The organism is Lutimaribacter degradans (assembly GCF_023703375.1).
Lineage (GTDB): Bacteria > Pseudomonadota > Alphaproteobacteria > Rhodobacterales > Rhodobacteraceae > Lutimaribacter > Lutimaribacter degradans.
Genome location: NZ_JAMQGO010000002.1, coordinates 69,560 through 85,892, shown reverse-complemented (window position 1 = coordinate 85,892; position 16,333 = coordinate 69,560). Strand labels below are relative to the sequence as shown.

Genomic DNA, 16,333 nt, shown 5'->3' with positions numbered 1-16,333 from the left:
GTGTCCCCCCAGGGTTCCTCTTGCCGGAAATACCTAGCCTTATGTCGCAAACGCACCAGCCGGAGGCTGAGCGGTGATTAAAGCGTTGTTTTCAGCATTATGCTTGTTTTCCTCGGCTGTGTGCGCACAAGTTCCCTCTCAGGCCGCTGCTATCTCTGGTAGGTCGGCCACCGTCGCTCCACAGAAAAACATTGATGCTCTGGTGCGAACCAAACACGTCGCTCCAAACCAGTGTGCCCTCTATGTGAAAAGCTCCGCGCCCGGATATGATGGCGACTGTAGCATCAGGGCCAATGATATCTGCATCCCAGTGAAGAAATGTATCGTCTACTCCAGAAGCGGGAACCATACCCCAAGAGTTCCTTGCCTCCGGAGTGACGCGCTGCACTGTATCATCGGGATACCTCGGGGGTGTGGCGGGTGTAGCCAAATGAGCGGTTCCTTTGATAGCCACGTCCCTACCCGGAGACTGACCATAATTCCGAAAATAGACACGCACTTTCAGCCCACGAGGACCAATCTCATATTCCCCGTGCGTAGGAGAGATATACGCCCTGACCTGCGCCTCACCGATCTCCCTGGCGTCTCTGGCCATGGCTTGGGTGGCCAGTAGGGTGCGCCAGACAAAAAATACACCAAAAAGAGTAATCACAGTCAGCCAAACAGTCGCGACAAGCATCCCGAACGCCCACGCAGCCATATCTTGCTGAGCCTTCAGGTCATACTCGGACTGCTTTACGCTGCCGTCAGCGCTTATATTGTCGGCCAAACAAGTAAGCCAGTCGAGCACGCCCGTTTCAGCCACGATGGACCGGCAGGCTCTTGGGCCATGCTGGGTGGTATCGGAGTAATATTGGGCAGCGGTGGCGCGTTCATCGGCGTGGCGTTGTTGGTAGGCCGAGAACACGCTCCACGAGAACCAAAGCCCAGAAATAAATACGGCTAATCCAAGTGTAACTGAGATGATCCAACTGCGCTTAAACATGCCAACATAAACGCCGCTGAAAACTTCCCACGGGACAGCTTGTTGCGAACGTTTACCTCCTTTTCGCTGATTCCAATATCAGCAAGCCTTTCAACAAGTTGAGCGTAAGTCACTCCCTTACATTTCAACTCGGCCTTGAGTAAGTTCGCAGATCTTGCTTCCCAGACTGTATGTTCCGGCATGCGCCGCCTCCTATAATAAAAGTACTATATGCGTTACTTGTGTCCCTGCTCTCAGTACGCCAGCGTACTTTCTTCTCTCCGAGGGAGCCGATCAATGCCCCGCGCCGCCAGCAGCCTTTCGGCCAACTCCTGGACTTCCCCGCCTTGCTTTCGCAGCGCCAGAAGCGCGTTGTTGATTGTCTTGTCCTGCATCCCAACATTATGATTCACATGCGGAATCCATGCACATACTTTATTGGTGCGTTTGCTGCATAAGGCCGGAAATACCCTTGGGGAGGCGCGCCGGGGGCGGAGCCCCCATGCCGCCGCGGCCTTCGGGGCGCGGCTGAAAATGCGTCGCGTCAGCGACACCATCGGATCACGGCCTGTCGTAGGCAACCATGGTCAGCAATTCGTATTCCGCCACCTGCTCGCCATCCTGGTTGGTCAGGGTCGCGTTCCAGGCAACCTCGCCATAGCTGTCGGTACGCCCGGTCTTGCGTTTGCAGGTCAGGCGTACGGCCACGCTGTCGCCGGGGCTGACGGGTTTCTGGAAGCTCAACCCGTTCAGCCCGGTATTGGCCAGAACCGGCCCCGGATCGGGCTGCACGAACAGCCCCGCTGCAAAGGACAGCAACAGGTATCCATGCGCGACGCGGCCGGGGAAGAACGGGTTGGCCCTGGCCGCCGCCTCGTCCATGTGGGCATAGAAGGTGTCACCGGTGAAATGCGCGAAATGCTCGATATCGTCGAGCGAAACCGTGCGCGTGTCGGTGTGGATGGTTTCGCCGATCTCGATCTCGCGGAAGGTGCGCTGGAACGGGTGTTTCGGGCCGGTTTTCTCGGCGCTGCCCTTTACCCATGTGCCGGTGATCGCGCTCAGCATGTCGGGGCTGCCCTGAATGGCGGTGCGTTGCATGTAATGCAGCACGCCGCGCACGCCGCCCAACTCCTCGCCTCCGCCCGCACGGCCCGGTCCGCCGTGGATCATGTGGGGAAGTGGCGAGCCGTGGCCCGTCGCCTCGTCGGCGCTGTCGCGGTTCATGATGTAAAGGCGGCCGTGATGCGCCGCGCTTGCCAGAGTCACGTCGCGTGCCACCCCCGCGTCATGCGAAAACAGCGAGGCCACCAGCGAGCCCCCGCCCGCATTGGCCAGCCGCGCGGCATGGGCCGTGTCGTCATAGGGCATCAGCGTGGACACGGGGCCGAACGCCTCGATCTCGTGCACCGCTTGCGCGCCATCGGGGTCGTCGCAGGCCAGCAGCGTCGGCGCCAGGAAGGCCCCAGGCCCGTCTGGCGCGGTATCGCCGCAGATCACCCGCGCCTCGGCCTTGAGCTGCGCCAGCTTTGCCTGCACGTCTGCCTTTTGATCAAGCGAAGCCAGCGCCCCCATGCGCGTGGCCTTGTCGGCCGGATCGCCGATCTTCACGTCTTCCAACTTGGCCGCCAGCGCCTGTGCCACCGCGTCCAGCTGCGCGCGCGGCACGATCAGGCGGCGCATCGCGGTGCATTTCTGGCCCGCCTTGGTGGTGATCTCGGCCAGGGCCTCTTTCACGAACAGGTCGAACTCGGGGCTGTCGGGGGCTGCATCCGGCCCCAGGATCGCGGCGTTGAGGCTGTCCTGTTCGCTGGTGAAGCGCACCGAGTTGCGCAAGAGGTTGTGGTTGCCCCGCAGTTTCATCGCCGTGTCGGCCGACCCGGTAAAGGCCACCACGTCCTGGGCGCCCAGCCGGTCCAGCAGGTCGCCGGTGCGCCCGATGATCAACTGCACTGCACCCTCGGGCAAGATCCCGGACTCGACGATCATGCGAAAACACGCCTCGGTCAGATAGCAGGTTTGCGTGGCCGGCTTGACGATGCAGGGCATCCCCGCCAGCAGGGCGGGAGCCATTTTTTCCAGCATCCCCCAGACCGGGAAGTTGAAGGCGTTGATATGCACCGCCACGCCTTGCAGGGGCACCGCGATGTGTTGGCCCAGGAAGGTGCCGTTGCGCGAAAGCTGTTCGATCTCGCCGTCGATATAGACCTGCCCTTCGGGCATTTCGCGCCGCCCCTTCGACGCGAACAGGAACATGGTGCCGATACCGCCGTCGATATCCACCCAGCCGTCGCGGCGGGTGGCGCCGGTCATCGGGTTCAGGGCATAAAGCTCTTCCTTGCGGGAATCGAGGTAGCCCGCCAGCGCCTTGAGCATCTTGGCGCGCTGGTGAAACGTGATCTCGCGCAGGGCAGGGCCGCCGCGCGTTTTTGCCCACTCCAGCATGGCCGCGAAATCAAGTGCCGCGTCGCCCGCGCGGGCGATCGGTGTGCCCGTCACCGGGCCGATGATCTGTTGCGCGCCCGCGCCCGGTGCGATCCACTGCCCGCAGGCAAAGCTTTCGGGTGTCAGCATCTGGTCCCCTCCTTCGGATTTGCGCGCAGCATGGCGCATCGGGGGCATGTGCGCAATACTCTTGACCGCCCGGTCGGTTTTGTGCAGGCTCATTTGGTGAACAGGAGGGAGGGGCTGGAATGACGCCGCAGGAACGGGCCGAACGCTCGGCGCAAGCCATGTGGGCCGACGACCGCGCCAGCAAATGGCTGGGCGCGCGCATTGACGAAATTGGCCCGGGGCGGGCCATTCTGTCGATGGAGGTGGCCGAGCATCACTTGAACGGGCACAGCATATGTCATGGCGGCTATATCTTCACGCTGGCTGACAGTGCCTTTGCCTTTGCCTGCAACAGCCACAACAAGATGGTCGTGGCGCAGGAAAATTCCATCACCTTCATCAGCCCCGGCAAGCATGGTGAGCGGTTGACCGCCACGGCGCAAGAGATCAGCCTGTCCGGCCGGACAGGCGTTTATGACGTGGTCGTGACAGGCGAGGACGGGCGCAAGGTGGCGCTGTTCCGGGGGCTTTCACGCCAGGTTTCAGGACAGCATTTCGAGGAGGACGACGCATGAGAGAGGCATTCATCTGCGAGGGGTGGCGCACACCGATCGGCCGTTACGGGGGCGCGTTGGCCCATGTTCGGCCCGACGACATGCTGGCCGGTGTCATCCGCGAGCTGGTCGCCCCGTTCAAGGGGCTGCAGGTCGATGAATGCCTGATCGGCTGCGCCAACCAGGCTGGTGAGGATAACCGTAACGTCGCGCGTATGGCCACGCTGCTGGCCGGGCTGGGCGAGGATGTGCCCGGTGCCACGATCAACCGGCTGTGCGGCTCGGGGCTGGACGCGGTGGGCAGCGCGGCGCGTGCGGTCAAGCTGGGCGAAGCCGAGGTGGTGATCGCCGGCGGTGTCGAGTCGATGAGCCGCGCACCGCTGGTCATGCCCAAGGCCGATGCCGCCTTCAGCCGCAAGGCCGAGATCTATGACACCACCATCGGCTGGCGTTTCGTCAACCGCGCCATGCACAAGCAGTTCGGCACGGATTCGATGCCCGAGACCGCCGAGAACGTGGCCGAAGATTTCAATATCGGCCGCGAGGACCAGGACAAGTTCGCCCTGCGCAGCCAGGAGCGCGCGGCAGCCGCCATCGCGTCGGGGCGCATGTCGCGCGAGATCAAGCCGGTGACGATCCCGCAGCGCAAGGGCGATCCGATCGTCGTGGATACCGACGAACACCCCCGTGCCACCACCCTGGAAAAGCTGGCCAAGTTGCCCGCGCCCTTCCGCGAGGGCGGCAGCGTGACCGCGGGCAATGCAAGCGGCGTGAATGATGGCGCCGCGGCGCTGATCGTGGCAAGCGAAGCGGCGGTCCGGAAATACGGGCTGACACCCATCGCGCGCGTCACCTCGATGGCCACGGTGGGTGTGCCGCCGCGGATCATGGGAATCGGGCCTGCGCCCGCTACCCAGGCGCTGTTGGATCGGCATGACCTGAAAATCGGTGATATCGACTTCATCGAGCTGAACGAAGCCTTCGCCGCGCAGGGCTTGGCGACGATGCGCCAGCTTGGCCTGCCCGATGACGCCGAGCATGTGAACCCGCATGGCGGTGCCATCGCTCTGGGCCATCCGCTGGGCATGTCCGGCGCGCGGCTGGCACTGACGAATGCAATCACGATGTCCGAAAACGATGCGAAGCGCGCGATCTGCACCATGTGCATTGGCGTGGGCCAAGGGATCGCGCTGTTGATGGAGGCCGTGTGATGGAAGACCTGTCGCCCAAACCCGGCGATCTTGAGCAGATCGAAACCGCCAGCCGCGACGAGATTTCGGCGCTGCAACTGGAGCGGATGAAATGGTCTCTGCGCCATGCCTATGACAACGTGCCGTTCTACAAGAACAGTTTCGACAAGGCGGGCCTGCATCCCGACGATCTGAAATCCTTGTCGGATCTTGCGAAATTCCCCTTCACCGCGAAAACCGACCTGCGCGACAATTACCCCTTCGGAATGTTCGCCGTGCCGCGCGGCGATGTGCAGCGTATTCATGCCTCGTCTGGCACGACCGGCCAGCCCACGGTGGTGGGGTATACCGCGCATGACCTCGATGTATGGGCGACGGTGGTGGCCCGCTCGTTGCGCGCGGCGGGCCTGCGCGCGGGTGATCTGCTGCACAATGCCTACGGTTACGGGCTGTTCACGGGGGGGCTGGGCATCCACCTGGGCGCCGACAAGCTGGGCCTGTCGACGGTGCCCATTTCTGGCGGGATGACGCCGCGCCAGGTGCGCCTGATCGAAGATTTCCAGGCCACGGGCATCACGGTGACGCCGTCCTACGCGCTGTCGATCCTGGATGAATACGCCGCGCAGGGCCTGGACCCGCGCAAGTCGCCCCTCAAGGTGGGCATCTTTGGCGCCGAGCCCTGGACCAACGCCATGCGGCGCGAGATCGAAGAGGCGTTCGACATGCACGCCGTCGACATCTACGGCCTCTCCGAGGTGATGGGCCCGGGCGTGGCCAATGAATGCGTTGAAACCAAGGACGGTCTGCACGTCTGGGAGGATCATTTCTACCCCGAGATCATCGACCCGCAGACGGGCGAGGTGCTGCCGGATGGCGAATTGGGCGAGCTGGTGTTCACCTCGCTCACGAAAGAGGCCTTCCCGATCATCCGCTACCGCACCCGAGACCTGACCCGCCTGCTGCCGGGCACCGCGCGCACGATGCGGCGCATGGAAAAGGTGACGGGCCGCAGTGACGACATGATCATCCTGCGCGGCGTCAATGTCTTTCCGACCCAGATCGAGGAAGTGTTGATGCAGGTGCGCGACCTTGCCCCGCATTTCCAGATTGAGCTGCACCGCAAGGGCCGGATGGATGCCATGCGCGTGCTGTGCGAGGCATGCGAGGGCGTAGGCCCCTCGGCGCGCGATGCGGCGGCACGCGACATGGGCCACCGTGTCAAGCAGACGATCGGCGTCAGCGTGGAAATCCATGTCTCTGACCCGGGTGGCGTGGCGCGCAGCCAGGGCAAGGCCGTGCGGATCATCGACAACCGCTCCAAGGGCGATTGATGGCCCGCGGTCTGGCGCGCGACCATGACGCGAAGCGCGCAGCCCTGCGCAAGGGGGCTGCGCAGTATTTCGCGCGCCACGGGTTCGATCGCGCCAGCATGACGGGTGCGGCGAAATCCTGTGGCGTGTCCAAGGCGCTGCTCTATCACTATTACCCGTCAAAAGAGGATCTGCTGTTCGATATCCTCGATGATCACCTGGGCGATCTTGTGGCCGTGGTCGAAGCCACTCGTGAGCAGGGCATGCGTGGCCTGATCCGGGCGATCCTTTCCGCCTACGAGAACGCCGACGCCGAACACAAGCTGCAACTGGACGCCTTGACGGTGTTGCCGGCGGCCAAGCAGGCCCCGTTGGTCGCCCATCAACGGCGCCTGGTTGCCATAATGGCCGACGCCGTGGCGGCCGAGGCACCCGGCCTGACGCCCGACCGGCTGCGTGCTGCCACGATGACCGTGTTCGGGATCCTGAACTGGTTCTACATGTGGCACCGCCCCGGCAAGGGGATGAGCCGGGCCGAATATGCCGACCTGGCGGGCGATTTCGTTATGGGCGGCTTGCGCAGCCTTGCGTGATCGGGCGGTGTCGCTGGCGCGACGCCCTGATATCTCGGGCCCTTTCGGGCCCTCGGACAGGGGGCGCTGCCCCCGTCTGCCTGCGGCAGCCTCCCCCGGGGTATTTCCGGCAAGAGGAAGCTGTGTGGATTTCCCGTCTTCCTCTTGCTTGAAATACCCCGGGGAGCGCGAGGGGCTGGCCCCTCGCTGCCTGACGATCAGGACTTGGGATAGCCCAGGGTTTTCAGCGCCTCGGTTATTTCATCGAGGATGGCCGGGTCATCAATAGTGGCAGGCATCTTGAACGCGTCACCATCGGCGATCTTGACCATGGTGGCCCGAAGAATCTTGCCCGAGCGGGTCTTCGGCAGGCGATCGACCACGACAGCCTGTTTGAAGGCGGCAACCGGGCCGATCTGGTCGCGCACCATGGCCACGCATTCGGAGGTGATTTCCTCGTGCGGGCGGTTGACCCCGTTGGTCAGGCAGACGAAGCCAACCGGGCTTTGGCCCTTGAGCGTGTCAGACACGCCGATCACGGCGCATTCGGCAACGTCGGGGTGGTTGGCCAGTACTTCCTCCATCGCGCCGGTGGACAGGCGGTGGCCGGCCACGTTGATCACGTCATCGGTGCGCGCCATGATATAGAGATAGCCATCTTCGTCGATCATGCCGGCATCGCCGGTTTCGTAATAGCCAGGGAAGTGGTCGAGATAGGATTTGCGAAACCGTGTCTCGGCATTCCACAGCGTGGGCAGCGTACCGGGGGGTAGCGGCAGTTTCACGGCGATGGCGCCCAGCTCGCCCGGGGGCATCGGGTGGCCGGCCTCGTCGAGGATCTGCACGTCGTAGCCGGGCATCGGAACCGTGGGGCTGCCGACCTTGACGGGCAGGGCCTCGATCCCGGCGGGCATGCCCGCGATGGTCCAGCCGGTTTCGGTTTGCCACCAGTGGTCATAGATCGGTTTGCCCAGCACGTCGGCGGCCCAGTTGATCGTGTCCGGGTCGGCGCGTTCGCCCGCCAGATAGACCGCGCGAAGGCCGGACAGGTCGTATTTCCGGACGAATTCCCCCTTGGGGTCGTCGCGCTTGACCGCCCGGAAGGCGGTTGGCGCGGTGAAGAAGGATTTCACGTCATGCTCGGCGATGACCCGCCAGAAGGTGCCGGCATCGGGGGTGCCCACGGGTTTGCCCTCGAACACGATCGTCGTGTTGCCGTGGATGAGCGGCGCGTAGCAGATATAGCTGTGGCCCACGACCCAGCCCACGTCGGAGGCCGCCCAGAAGACTTCGCCGGGATCGACGTTGTAGATGTTCTTCATCGACCAGTTCAGCGCGACCAGGTGGCCGGCGGTATGGCGCACGACGCCCTTGGGCTGGCCCGTGGTACCCGAGGTATAGAGGATGTAGCACGGGTGATTGCCCTCGACCGGCACACATTCGGCCGGTTCAACCCCGTATTGAAAGGCGTGCCAGTCGACATCTCGCCCCTCGTTCAGCCTGGCGACCTCTTGTTCGCGCTGGAAGATCACGCAGAATTCGGGCTTGTGGCTGGATTGTTCGATGGCCCCGTCGAGCAGCGGTTTGTAATGCACCACGCGGCCCGGCTCCAACCCGCAACTGGCGGCAATGATCGCCTTGGGCTGCGCGTCATCGATGCGCACCGCCAGTTCATGCGCGGCGAACCCGCCGAACACGACCGAGTGGATCGCACCGATGCGGCCACAGGCCAGCATCGCCTCGAGCGCCTCGGGCACCATAGGCATGTAGATGATGACACGGTCGCCCTTTTCCACGCCTTTGGCGCGCAGCGCGCCGGCCAGCGTGGCCACGCGGTTGCGCAGTTCGGCATAGGTGATCTTGCGCACGGTGCCGGTAATCGGGCTGTCATGGATGATGGCAACCTGGCTGCCGCGCCCTTGCTCGACATGACGGTCGACCGCGTTCCAGCAAGTGTTCACCCGGCCATCGGCGAACCATTCATACATGTGGTCGCCCAGGTCGAACAGCGCCTTGGATGGCTTTTCGTCCCAGTCGATCGCCTCGGCCGCTTTCATCCAGAAAGCGTCTGGGTCGTCCTGCCAGCTTTTGTAAACGTCTGCATAGGTGGTCATGGTCTTGTCCTCCGTCCCTCGGCGCCCGGCTTGCGTGGTGCCGCCTTGCGCTGGGGATAGGGGACAGGGTGCCGTTGGGGCAAGCCTGTTACCGCCCAAACGGACAGATGGCCGCAGAAAATTTGCAGATGAAGGGGCGCTTCTTTTGCAAAATTTGGCAAACCCTCGGGTTTCTGCCGCTTCGCTGCGAAATGCGCAAATATTTGCAAAGTTGCAAATTGCCCTCTGCGAAGTAGGGGAATCGGCCATTGCAGGGAGGAAACGGTGCTTCTGCACCGGGCCAAGGTCAAGGAAGTGGGCCTTGGCGGGCTGGACCCCGCGCCAAGGGCTGTGCCGGGCGTGGCGCGGCGGATCAGCCGTAATGGGCCACAGGTGTTCCGGCAATCGCCGCCATGTTCAGCAACCCCCGCGCCGTGATACCGGGGGCCACCACATGGGCGCGGTTGCCCATGCCCATGAGGATCGGACCGACCTCAAGCCCGTCGGCCTTCATCTTGAGGATGTTGCGCACCCCCGAGGCCGCATCGGCATGGCCGAAGACCAGCACATTCGCCGCCCCCTGCATCCGGTTGCCGGGCAGCAGGCGCTCGCGCAACTCGGGGTCAAGCGCGGCATCGACATTCATCTCGCCCTCGTAGGCGAAATCGCGCGGTGCGCTGTCAAGAATGGCGATGGCCTCGCGCAGGCGCCGGCCCGAGCCTTCGGCCTGGTTGCCGAACTGGCTTTGCGAGCATAGGGCGATATTGGGCTCCAACCCGAAACGGCGCACGTGGCGTGCTGCACCCACCGCGATCTCGGCCAGGTTCTCGGGGGTGGGCAGCGAATAGACATGGGTGTCGGCGACGAACAGCGGCCCGTCTTCGAGGATCATCATCGACAACGCCCCATGCGGGCGCAGATCGCCCCGCCCAAGAACCTGGCTGACATAGTTCAAATGCCAGCGGTATTCGCCGAAGGTGCCGCAAATCAGGCTGTCGGCCTCGCCGCGGTGCACCATCACCGCGCCGATGGCGGTGGTGTTGGTGCGCATGATCGCGCGGGCGAGGTCGGGGGTGACGCCTCGGCGGGCCATCAACTCGTGATAGGTGCGCCAGTAATCGCGGTAGCGCGGGTCGCTTTCGGGGTTCACGATAGCCAGGTCGCGGCCAGGGCGCACGGTCAGGCCAAAGCGTTCGCAGCGTTTCTCGATCACCTCGGGGCGGCCGATCAGGATGGGTTGCTCGGTGGTTTCCTCGAGAATTGCCTGCGCGGCGCGCAGGACGCGCTCATCCTCGCCCTCGGCAAAGACGATGCGGCGGGCGGCCGTCGCGGCGGCCTCGAACACCGGGCGCATCAGCAGGGCGGATTTGAAAACGCTGGCATTGAGCGTTTGACGGTAGGTGTCGAAATCGGCGATCGGGCGGGTGCCCACGCCCGTTTCCATCGCGGCGCGTGCCACGGCCGTCGACACGACACCCGACAGGCGCGGGTCGAACGGCTTGGGGATCAGGTAATCAGCCCCGAATGTCAGTTGCTCGCCGCGATAGGCGGCGGCGGCCTCGGCGCTGGTTGTCTGGCGGGCAAGCTCGGCGATGCCGTCGATACAGGCCAGTTGCATGGCGTCGTTAATCTCGGTCGCGCCGACATCGAGCGCGCCGCGAAAGATGAACGGAAAGCACAGCACGTTGTTGACCTGGTTGGGAAAATCGCTGCGCCCGGTGGCGATGATGGCGTCGGGCGCCACTTCGCGCACCTCGTCGGGCAGGATTTCGGGCGTCGGGTTGGCCAGCGCGAACACGATGGGACGCTTGGCCATCCGTGTGACCATGTCACGGCTCAATACACGGGGGCCCGACAGCCCGAGGAACAGGTCCGCGCCGTCGATCACTTCGTCCAGCGTCCGCAGGGAGGTGTCCTGTGCAAAGGTGGCCTTTTGCTCGGTCATGTCCTCGGTGCGGCCCTCGTAGACCAGCCCGTGAATGTCGCACAGCCAGACGTTTTCCCGCTTCACGCCCAGTTTCAGCAGCATGTTCAGGCAGGCGATACCCGCCGCGCCACCGCCGGTGCTGACCACCTTGATGTCTTCGAACCGCTTGCCCGCCACGTGCAGCGCGTTCTTTGCCGCAGCGCCAACCACGATGGCGGTGCCATGCTGGTCGTCATGAAAGACGGGGATGTTCATCCGCTCGCGGCAGATCTTTTCGACGATGAAGCAATCGGGCGACTTGATATCTTCAAGATTGATCGCGCCAAAGGTCGGGCCAAGCGCGCAAACGATCTCGGCCAGTTTCTCGGGGTCGGATTCGTCCAGTTCCAGGTCGAAGCAATCGATGCCGGCGAATTTCTTGAACAGGACGGCCTTGCCCTCCATCACCGGCTTGGAGGCCAGGGCCCCGATATTGCCCAGCCCCAGAACCGCCGAACCGTTCGAGACCACCGCAACGAGATTGCCCCGCGCGGTATAGCGGCTGGCATTGGCCGGGTCTGCCACGATCTCGGTGCAGGCTTCGGCCACGCCGGGCGAATAGGCGCGCGCCAGGTCGCGGCCATTGGCCAGCGGCTTGGTGGCGCGGATTTCCAGTTTTCCGGGCTTTGGATGCTCGTGGTAGAACAGCGCCGCCTCGCGCAGCAGGTCTTTGGGGGTATCGGTCATGGGGGCCTCCTGCGTAATTGTTTAGTATTAAACTATTGCCTGGATCAATAGAAAAGCCAAATGCCGCGCCGCCGGTTCCGAATGCCTCGAAACGGCCTGGCGCCGCACGGCCGGGTGACTTGCCGCGTTGCGATGGTCTGCTGTCCGGCGGCTTGGGTCAAGCCGCAGCCGAGGGGCGCGCGGACTGGCAGCGTGCCCGGGCGTCCGGCCGCGGGCTGGCGCTTGCAAAGGGCGGGCCGAGGCGACAGGATCGGGCGACGGTTCAGCCACGAGGGCGATCATGAAAACCATCCGCGCGGAAATGTCGGTAAATTCGTCTCGTTGCACGGGCCAAAAGGCGCCGCCTGATGCGTTCATCATTCTCGGGGGGATGAAAACGCGCTATGCGGATCTGGCCGGGCCCCTGGACCTGACAAGGACCATGCCCGGCATGGTCACAACGATGCTGGAGACTGCCCGATGAGCCTTCTTGATACAGCGCGCGTGGTGCGCGAAAACGCCTATGCCCCTTATTCGCAATTCAAGGTCGGGGCCGCCGTGCGCGGGGCCTCGGGCCAGATCTATGCCGGGTGCAACGTGGAAAACGTGGCCTACCCTGAAGGCACCTGTGCCGAGGCGGGCGCGATCGCCGCGATGGTGGCGGCCGGCGAGACCGAGATTGTCGAGGTTTGCGTGATCGCCGATAGCCCGACGCCCGCCTCGCCCTGCGGGGGCTGCCGGCAAAAGCTGGCCGAGTTCGCGCGCGGCGAGGTGACGGTGCGGCTGGCCACGGTGAACGGGCCGGAACAGGTGGTCACCGTGGCCGACCTGTTGCCTGGGGCCTTTGCCACGTCGCACATGGGTGGCGGAAAGGACTGACCCGCATGGATGCCCGCGCCATCATCGCCCGCTTGCGCGATCGTCAGCGCGTGGATGCGGACGCGTTGCGCTGGTTCGCGCAGGGCCTGTCCGATCGGGGGGTCAGCGATGCGCAGGCCGGGGCATTTGCCATGGCGGTTCTGCTGAACGGGCTGGACGCGGCAGACCGCGTCGCCCTGACGCTGGCGATGCGGGACTCGGGCGATGTGCTGCACTGGTCGCTGGATCGCCCGGTGATCGACAAACATTCCACGGGTGGTGTGGGCGATTGTGTCAGCCTCGTGCTGGCCCCGGCGCTTGCGGCCTGTGGCGCGGCGGTTCCGATGATCTCGGGCCGGGGGTTGGGCCACACGGGTGGCACGCTCGACAAGCTCGAGGCGATTCCGGGCTTTGCCACCGAGTTGGACGAGGCGCGGCTGCGCACGGTGGTAACCGAGGCGGGGTGCGCCATCGTGGCAGCCAGCCACCGTATCGCGCCCGCCGACAAGCGGCTTTATGCCGTGCGCGACGTGACGGCGACGGTGGAAAGCCTGGACCTGATCACCGCCTCGATCCTGTCCAAGAAACTGGCCGCGGGCCTGCAGGGGCTGGTGCTTGACGTGAAAACCGGGTCGGGCGCCTTCATGAAAACGGTCGAGGAGGCCCGCGCGCTGGCGCATGCGCTGGTTGAAACGGCAAACAGCGCGGGCTGCCCGACATCGGCGCTGATTACCGACATGACGCAACCGCTTGCCCCGGCATTGGGTAACGCGCTTGAGGTTGCGGCGGCGATGCGGGTGCTGACCGGCGCCGCGCGGGGGCGGCTTTTCGATCTGAGCGTGGCGCTGGGGGCCGAGGCGCTGGTGCAGGGCGGCCTTGCGACCGACGCGACCGAAGGTGCCGCGCAGGTGGCGCAGGCCATCGACACCGGGGCCGCGGCCGACACGATGGGGCGCATGGTGGCCGCGCAAGGCGGGCCGTTGGCTTTTGTCGGGGAATGGGCTCGCTTCCTGCCCGAGGCCCCGGTTATCCGCGAGGTCCCCGCACCGATGGCAGGCCATGTCACCGCGATGGATGGCGAGGCGTTGGGCCTGGCGGTGGTTGCGCTGGGTGGGGGGCGGCAGGTCGAAACCGACCGTGTTGATCCGGCGGTGGGCCTTTCGGATGTCGTGTCGCTGGGTGATCGGGTGGACAGGGGCCAACCGCTGGCGCGCATCCACGCCGCCCGCGAAGATGCCGCCGAGGCGTCCTTGCGCGCGGTGCAGGCTGCGATCACGCTGGGCCACGGCGCGCCTGGCGACCGGCCATTGGTTCTCGAAAGGGTCGGGCCATGAGCCGTGCTTTCCTGGTCGTGCTGGATTCCGTTGGCATTGGCGGCGCGCCGGATGCGGCGCGTTTCTTCAACGGCGACCGGCCCGATGCCGGCGCCAACACGCTGGCGCATATCGCCCGCGCCTGTGCCGACGGCCTGGCCGAAGACGGGCGCAGCGGCCCGTTATACCTGCCGTTCCTCGATGGTCTTGGGCTGGGCGCGGCGTTGCATCTGGCCAGTGGCGCCGATGCACCGGGCCTTGGCGTCACACCTCGGGGGCTGTGGGGCGCGGCGACCGAAACAAGCCCCGGCAAGGATACGCCCTCGGGCCATTGGGAACTGGCCGGCGTGCCGGTGCCCTGGGATTGGCATTATTTCCCCGACACGCAGCCCGCTTTTCCGCCCGATCTGTCGGCAACCGTGGCGCGCGCGGCGGGCACTGATGGCATTTTGGGTGACTGCCACGCCAGCGGCACCGAGATCGTGGCGCGGTTGGGCGCCGAGCATCTGCGCAGCGGCTGGCCGATCTGCTATACTTCGGCCGATAGCGTGTTCCAGATCGCCGCGCATGAAGAGGCGTTCGGCCTGGACCGCCTGCTGGATTTGTGCCGCACCGTTGCGCCCCTGCTGCACGAGATGCGGGTTGGGCGCGTCATCGCCCGCCCCTTTGTCGGTGAGCCGGGGAATTTCACACGCACCGGCAACCGCCGCGATTTCGCCATCGCGCCGCCTTCGCCCACGTTGTGCGACTGGGTGGCGGGTGCGGGGCGCGCGGTGCATGCGGTTGGCAAGATCGGCGACATCTTCTCGATGCGCGGGATAACCGACGTGGTGAAGGGCAGCGATGCCGAATTGATGGATCACCTCGACGGGCTGGTGGATACCGCGACGGATGGCAGCCTGACCTTTGCCAATTTCGTCGAGTTCGACAGCCTTTACGGCCATCGCCGAGATGCGGTTGGCTATGCCCGCCACCTGGAATGGGCCGATGCGCGGCTGGCCGCGCTGGCCCGTCGTCTTGGCCCTGATGACCTGATGCTGGTCACGGCCGATCACGGCAATGACCCGACCTGGAGCGGCACCGACCACACGCGCGAACGCGTGCCGGTGCTGGGTGTCGGGCGGGCATCATGCGCGGTGGGGCAAGTGGCCTTTGCCGATGTGGCCGCCAGCGTGGCCGCCCATCTGGGCGTGCCCGCACAGGGACCGGGACGGAGCTTTGCATGAGTTGGCAGGATTTTCCCAAGCTTGAACTGCACCTGCACCTGGAGGGGGCAGCGCCCCCTGACTTCATCCGCCGCCTGGGACAGGAAAAATCGGTCAACCTGTCGGGCGTGTTTGATGAGCGGGGCCAATATGCATTTCGCGACTTCGCGCATTTTCTGCAGGTTTACGAGGCCGCGACGGCCGTGCTGCGCAGCCCCGACGATTACGCACGCCTCATATCCGAGGTGCTGGCCCGCGCGGCCGAGAATGGCGTGATCTACACCGAAATCTTCCTGTCGCCCGATTTTTGCGGTGCGCGCGATTTGTCGGCTTGGCGCGACTACATGGCCGCGATGCAGGATGCCGCCGCCCGGGCCGAGGCGCGGCTTGGAATCGTGATGCGCGGCATCGTCACCTGTATTCGCCATTTCGGCCCTGAAAAGGCCCGCGAAACGGCCCTTTGCGCGGCCGAAACCGCCGGTGACTGGATCGTGGGTTTCGGTATGGGCGGTGATGAAACACGCGGGCGGCAGGGTGATTTCGCCTGGGCCTTTGACTGCGCGCGCGAGGCGGGGCTGCGGCTGACGACCCATGCGGGCGAGTTCGCCGGGCCCGCCTCGATCCGCGAGGCGCTGGATGACCTGCGCGTTGACCGCATCGGCCATGGCGTGCGGGCCATCGAAGAGCCCGCGCTGGTCAGCCGACTGGTGGCGCAGGGAACGGTGCTTGAGCTGTGCCCGGGCTCGAACCTTGCACTGGGGCTTTATCCCGACATGCGGGCCCACCCGGTCGAGCGGCTGCGCGCGGCGGGCGTGAAGATTACGATCAACACCGATGACCCGCCCTTCTTCCACACCGATATGAGCCGCGAATTTGCCGCGCTGGAGCGCGCGCACGGCTGGGATGGCGAGCGGTTCATGCAGGTTGCGCATACCGCGCTTGACGCGGCCTTTTGTGACGATGCGACGCGGGCCGCATTGGCCAAGCGACTGGAGACGCCGGGATGAGGGTGCTTTTGCCCCTGCTCGTGCGGACGGTTTGCAAAAGCCCAGGCCCGCGTTATCACTGGCCCATGCCCTGACAGGAGCC

The 16,333-nt window shown here is 64.9% G+C and carries 13 protein-coding genes; 8 read left to right on the top strand and 5 right to left on the bottom strand.

Annotated features, from left to right (window positions below):
• Positions 1-97 precede the first annotated feature (97 nt).
• From M8744_RS04840 to paaZ, 3 genes are all read right to left on the bottom strand, one after another.
• Positions 98-985 (bottom strand): hypothetical protein, encoded by an 888-nt coding sequence (locus M8744_RS04840; protein ID WP_251410333.1) that lies wholly within the window; start codon positions 983-985, stop codon positions 98-100.
• Positions 943-1,167: a DUF6471 domain-containing protein gene (locus M8744_RS04835; protein WP_251410330.1), complete on the bottom strand. Its 225-nt coding sequence runs from the start codon at positions 1,165-1,167 to the stop codon at positions 943-945. The genes M8744_RS04840 and M8744_RS04835 overlap by 43 nt, the downstream gene beginning before the upstream one ends.
• Positions 1,168-1,525: 358 nt before the next feature.
• The gene (paaZ, locus tag M8744_RS04830; protein WP_251410327.1) at positions 1,526-3,538 is read right to left on the bottom strand and encodes a phenylacetic acid degradation bifunctional protein PaaZ; all 2,013 of its coding nucleotides are present in this window, start codon (positions 3,536-3,538) and stop codon (positions 1,526-1,528) included.
• A gap of 119 nt (positions 3,539-3,657) precedes the next feature.
• Here paaZ and paaI point away from each other — a divergent pair, with 119 nt between their 5' ends.
• Genes paaI through M8744_RS04810 form a run of 4 tightly spaced genes read left to right on the top strand, consistent with a single transcriptional unit; the run spans position 3,658 to position 7,164 of the window.
• Entirely contained in the window at positions 3,658-4,092 is a 435-nt protein-coding gene (gene paaI / locus M8744_RS04825; protein ID WP_251410324.1) for a hydroxyphenylacetyl-CoA thioesterase PaaI, read from the top strand.
• Positions 4,089-5,282: a 3-oxoadipyl-CoA thiolase gene (pcaF, locus tag M8744_RS04820; RefSeq protein WP_251410321.1), complete on the top strand. Its 1,194-nt coding sequence runs from the start codon at positions 4,089-4,091 to the stop codon at positions 5,280-5,282. Before paaI ends, pcaF begins: the two co-directional genes overlap by 4 nt.
• Positions 5,282-6,592 carry a phenylacetate--CoA ligase PaaK gene (gene paaK / locus M8744_RS04815; RefSeq protein WP_251410318.1) on the top strand — a complete coding sequence of 437 codons (1,311 nt, stop codon included), beginning with the start codon at positions 5,282-5,284 and terminating at the stop codon, positions 6,590-6,592. The genes pcaF and paaK overlap by 1 nt, the downstream gene beginning before the upstream one ends.
• Positions 6,592-7,164, top strand: coding sequence for a TetR/AcrR family transcriptional regulator (locus M8744_RS04810; RefSeq protein ID WP_251410315.1), 573 nt, complete (start codon positions 6,592-6,594; stop codon positions 7,162-7,164). Before paaK ends, M8744_RS04810 begins: the two co-directional genes overlap by 1 nt.
• Before the next feature lie 197 nt (positions 7,165-7,361).
• Here M8744_RS04810 and prpE read toward each other — a convergent pair whose 3' ends face one another.
• Together prpE and M8744_RS04800 are read right to left on the bottom strand one after the other, a co-directional pair.
• Complete coding sequence (prpE, locus tag M8744_RS04805; protein ID WP_251410312.1) at positions 7,362-9,257, bottom strand: propionate-CoA ligase PrpE; 1,896 nt, start codon at positions 9,255-9,257, stop codon at positions 7,362-7,364.
• A gap of 352 nt (positions 9,258-9,609) precedes the next feature.
• The gene (locus M8744_RS04800; RefSeq protein WP_251410309.1) at positions 9,610-11,889 is read right to left on the bottom strand and encodes an NADP-dependent malic enzyme; all 2,280 of its coding nucleotides are present in this window, start codon (positions 11,887-11,889) and stop codon (positions 9,610-9,612) included.
• A gap of 459 nt (positions 11,890-12,348) precedes the next feature.
• Between M8744_RS04800 and M8744_RS04795 the strand changes: the two genes are divergently transcribed.
• Genes M8744_RS04795 through M8744_RS04780 form a run of 4 tightly spaced genes read left to right on the top strand, consistent with a single transcriptional unit; the run spans position 12,349 to position 16,251 of the window.
• The gene (locus M8744_RS04795; RefSeq protein WP_251410306.1) at positions 12,349-12,747 is read left to right on the top strand and encodes a cytidine deaminase; all 399 of its coding nucleotides are present in this window, start codon (positions 12,349-12,351) and stop codon (positions 12,745-12,747) included.
• 5 nt (positions 12,748-12,752) lie between these two features.
• Entirely contained in the window at positions 12,753-14,060 is a 1,308-nt protein-coding gene (locus M8744_RS04790) for a thymidine phosphorylase (RefSeq protein ID WP_251410302.1), read from the top strand.
• Positions 14,057-15,265 carry a phosphopentomutase gene (locus M8744_RS04785; RefSeq protein ID WP_251410298.1) on the top strand — a complete coding sequence of 403 codons (1,209 nt, stop codon included), beginning with the start codon at positions 14,057-14,059 and terminating at the stop codon, positions 15,263-15,265. Before M8744_RS04790 ends, M8744_RS04785 begins: the two co-directional genes overlap by 4 nt.
• Positions 15,262-16,251: an adenosine deaminase gene (locus M8744_RS04780; RefSeq protein ID WP_251410295.1), complete on the top strand. Its 990-nt coding sequence runs from the start codon at positions 15,262-15,264 to the stop codon at positions 16,249-16,251. The genes M8744_RS04785 and M8744_RS04780 overlap by 4 nt, the downstream gene beginning before the upstream one ends.
• The last annotated feature ends 82 nt before the right edge of the window (positions 16,252-16,333 follow it).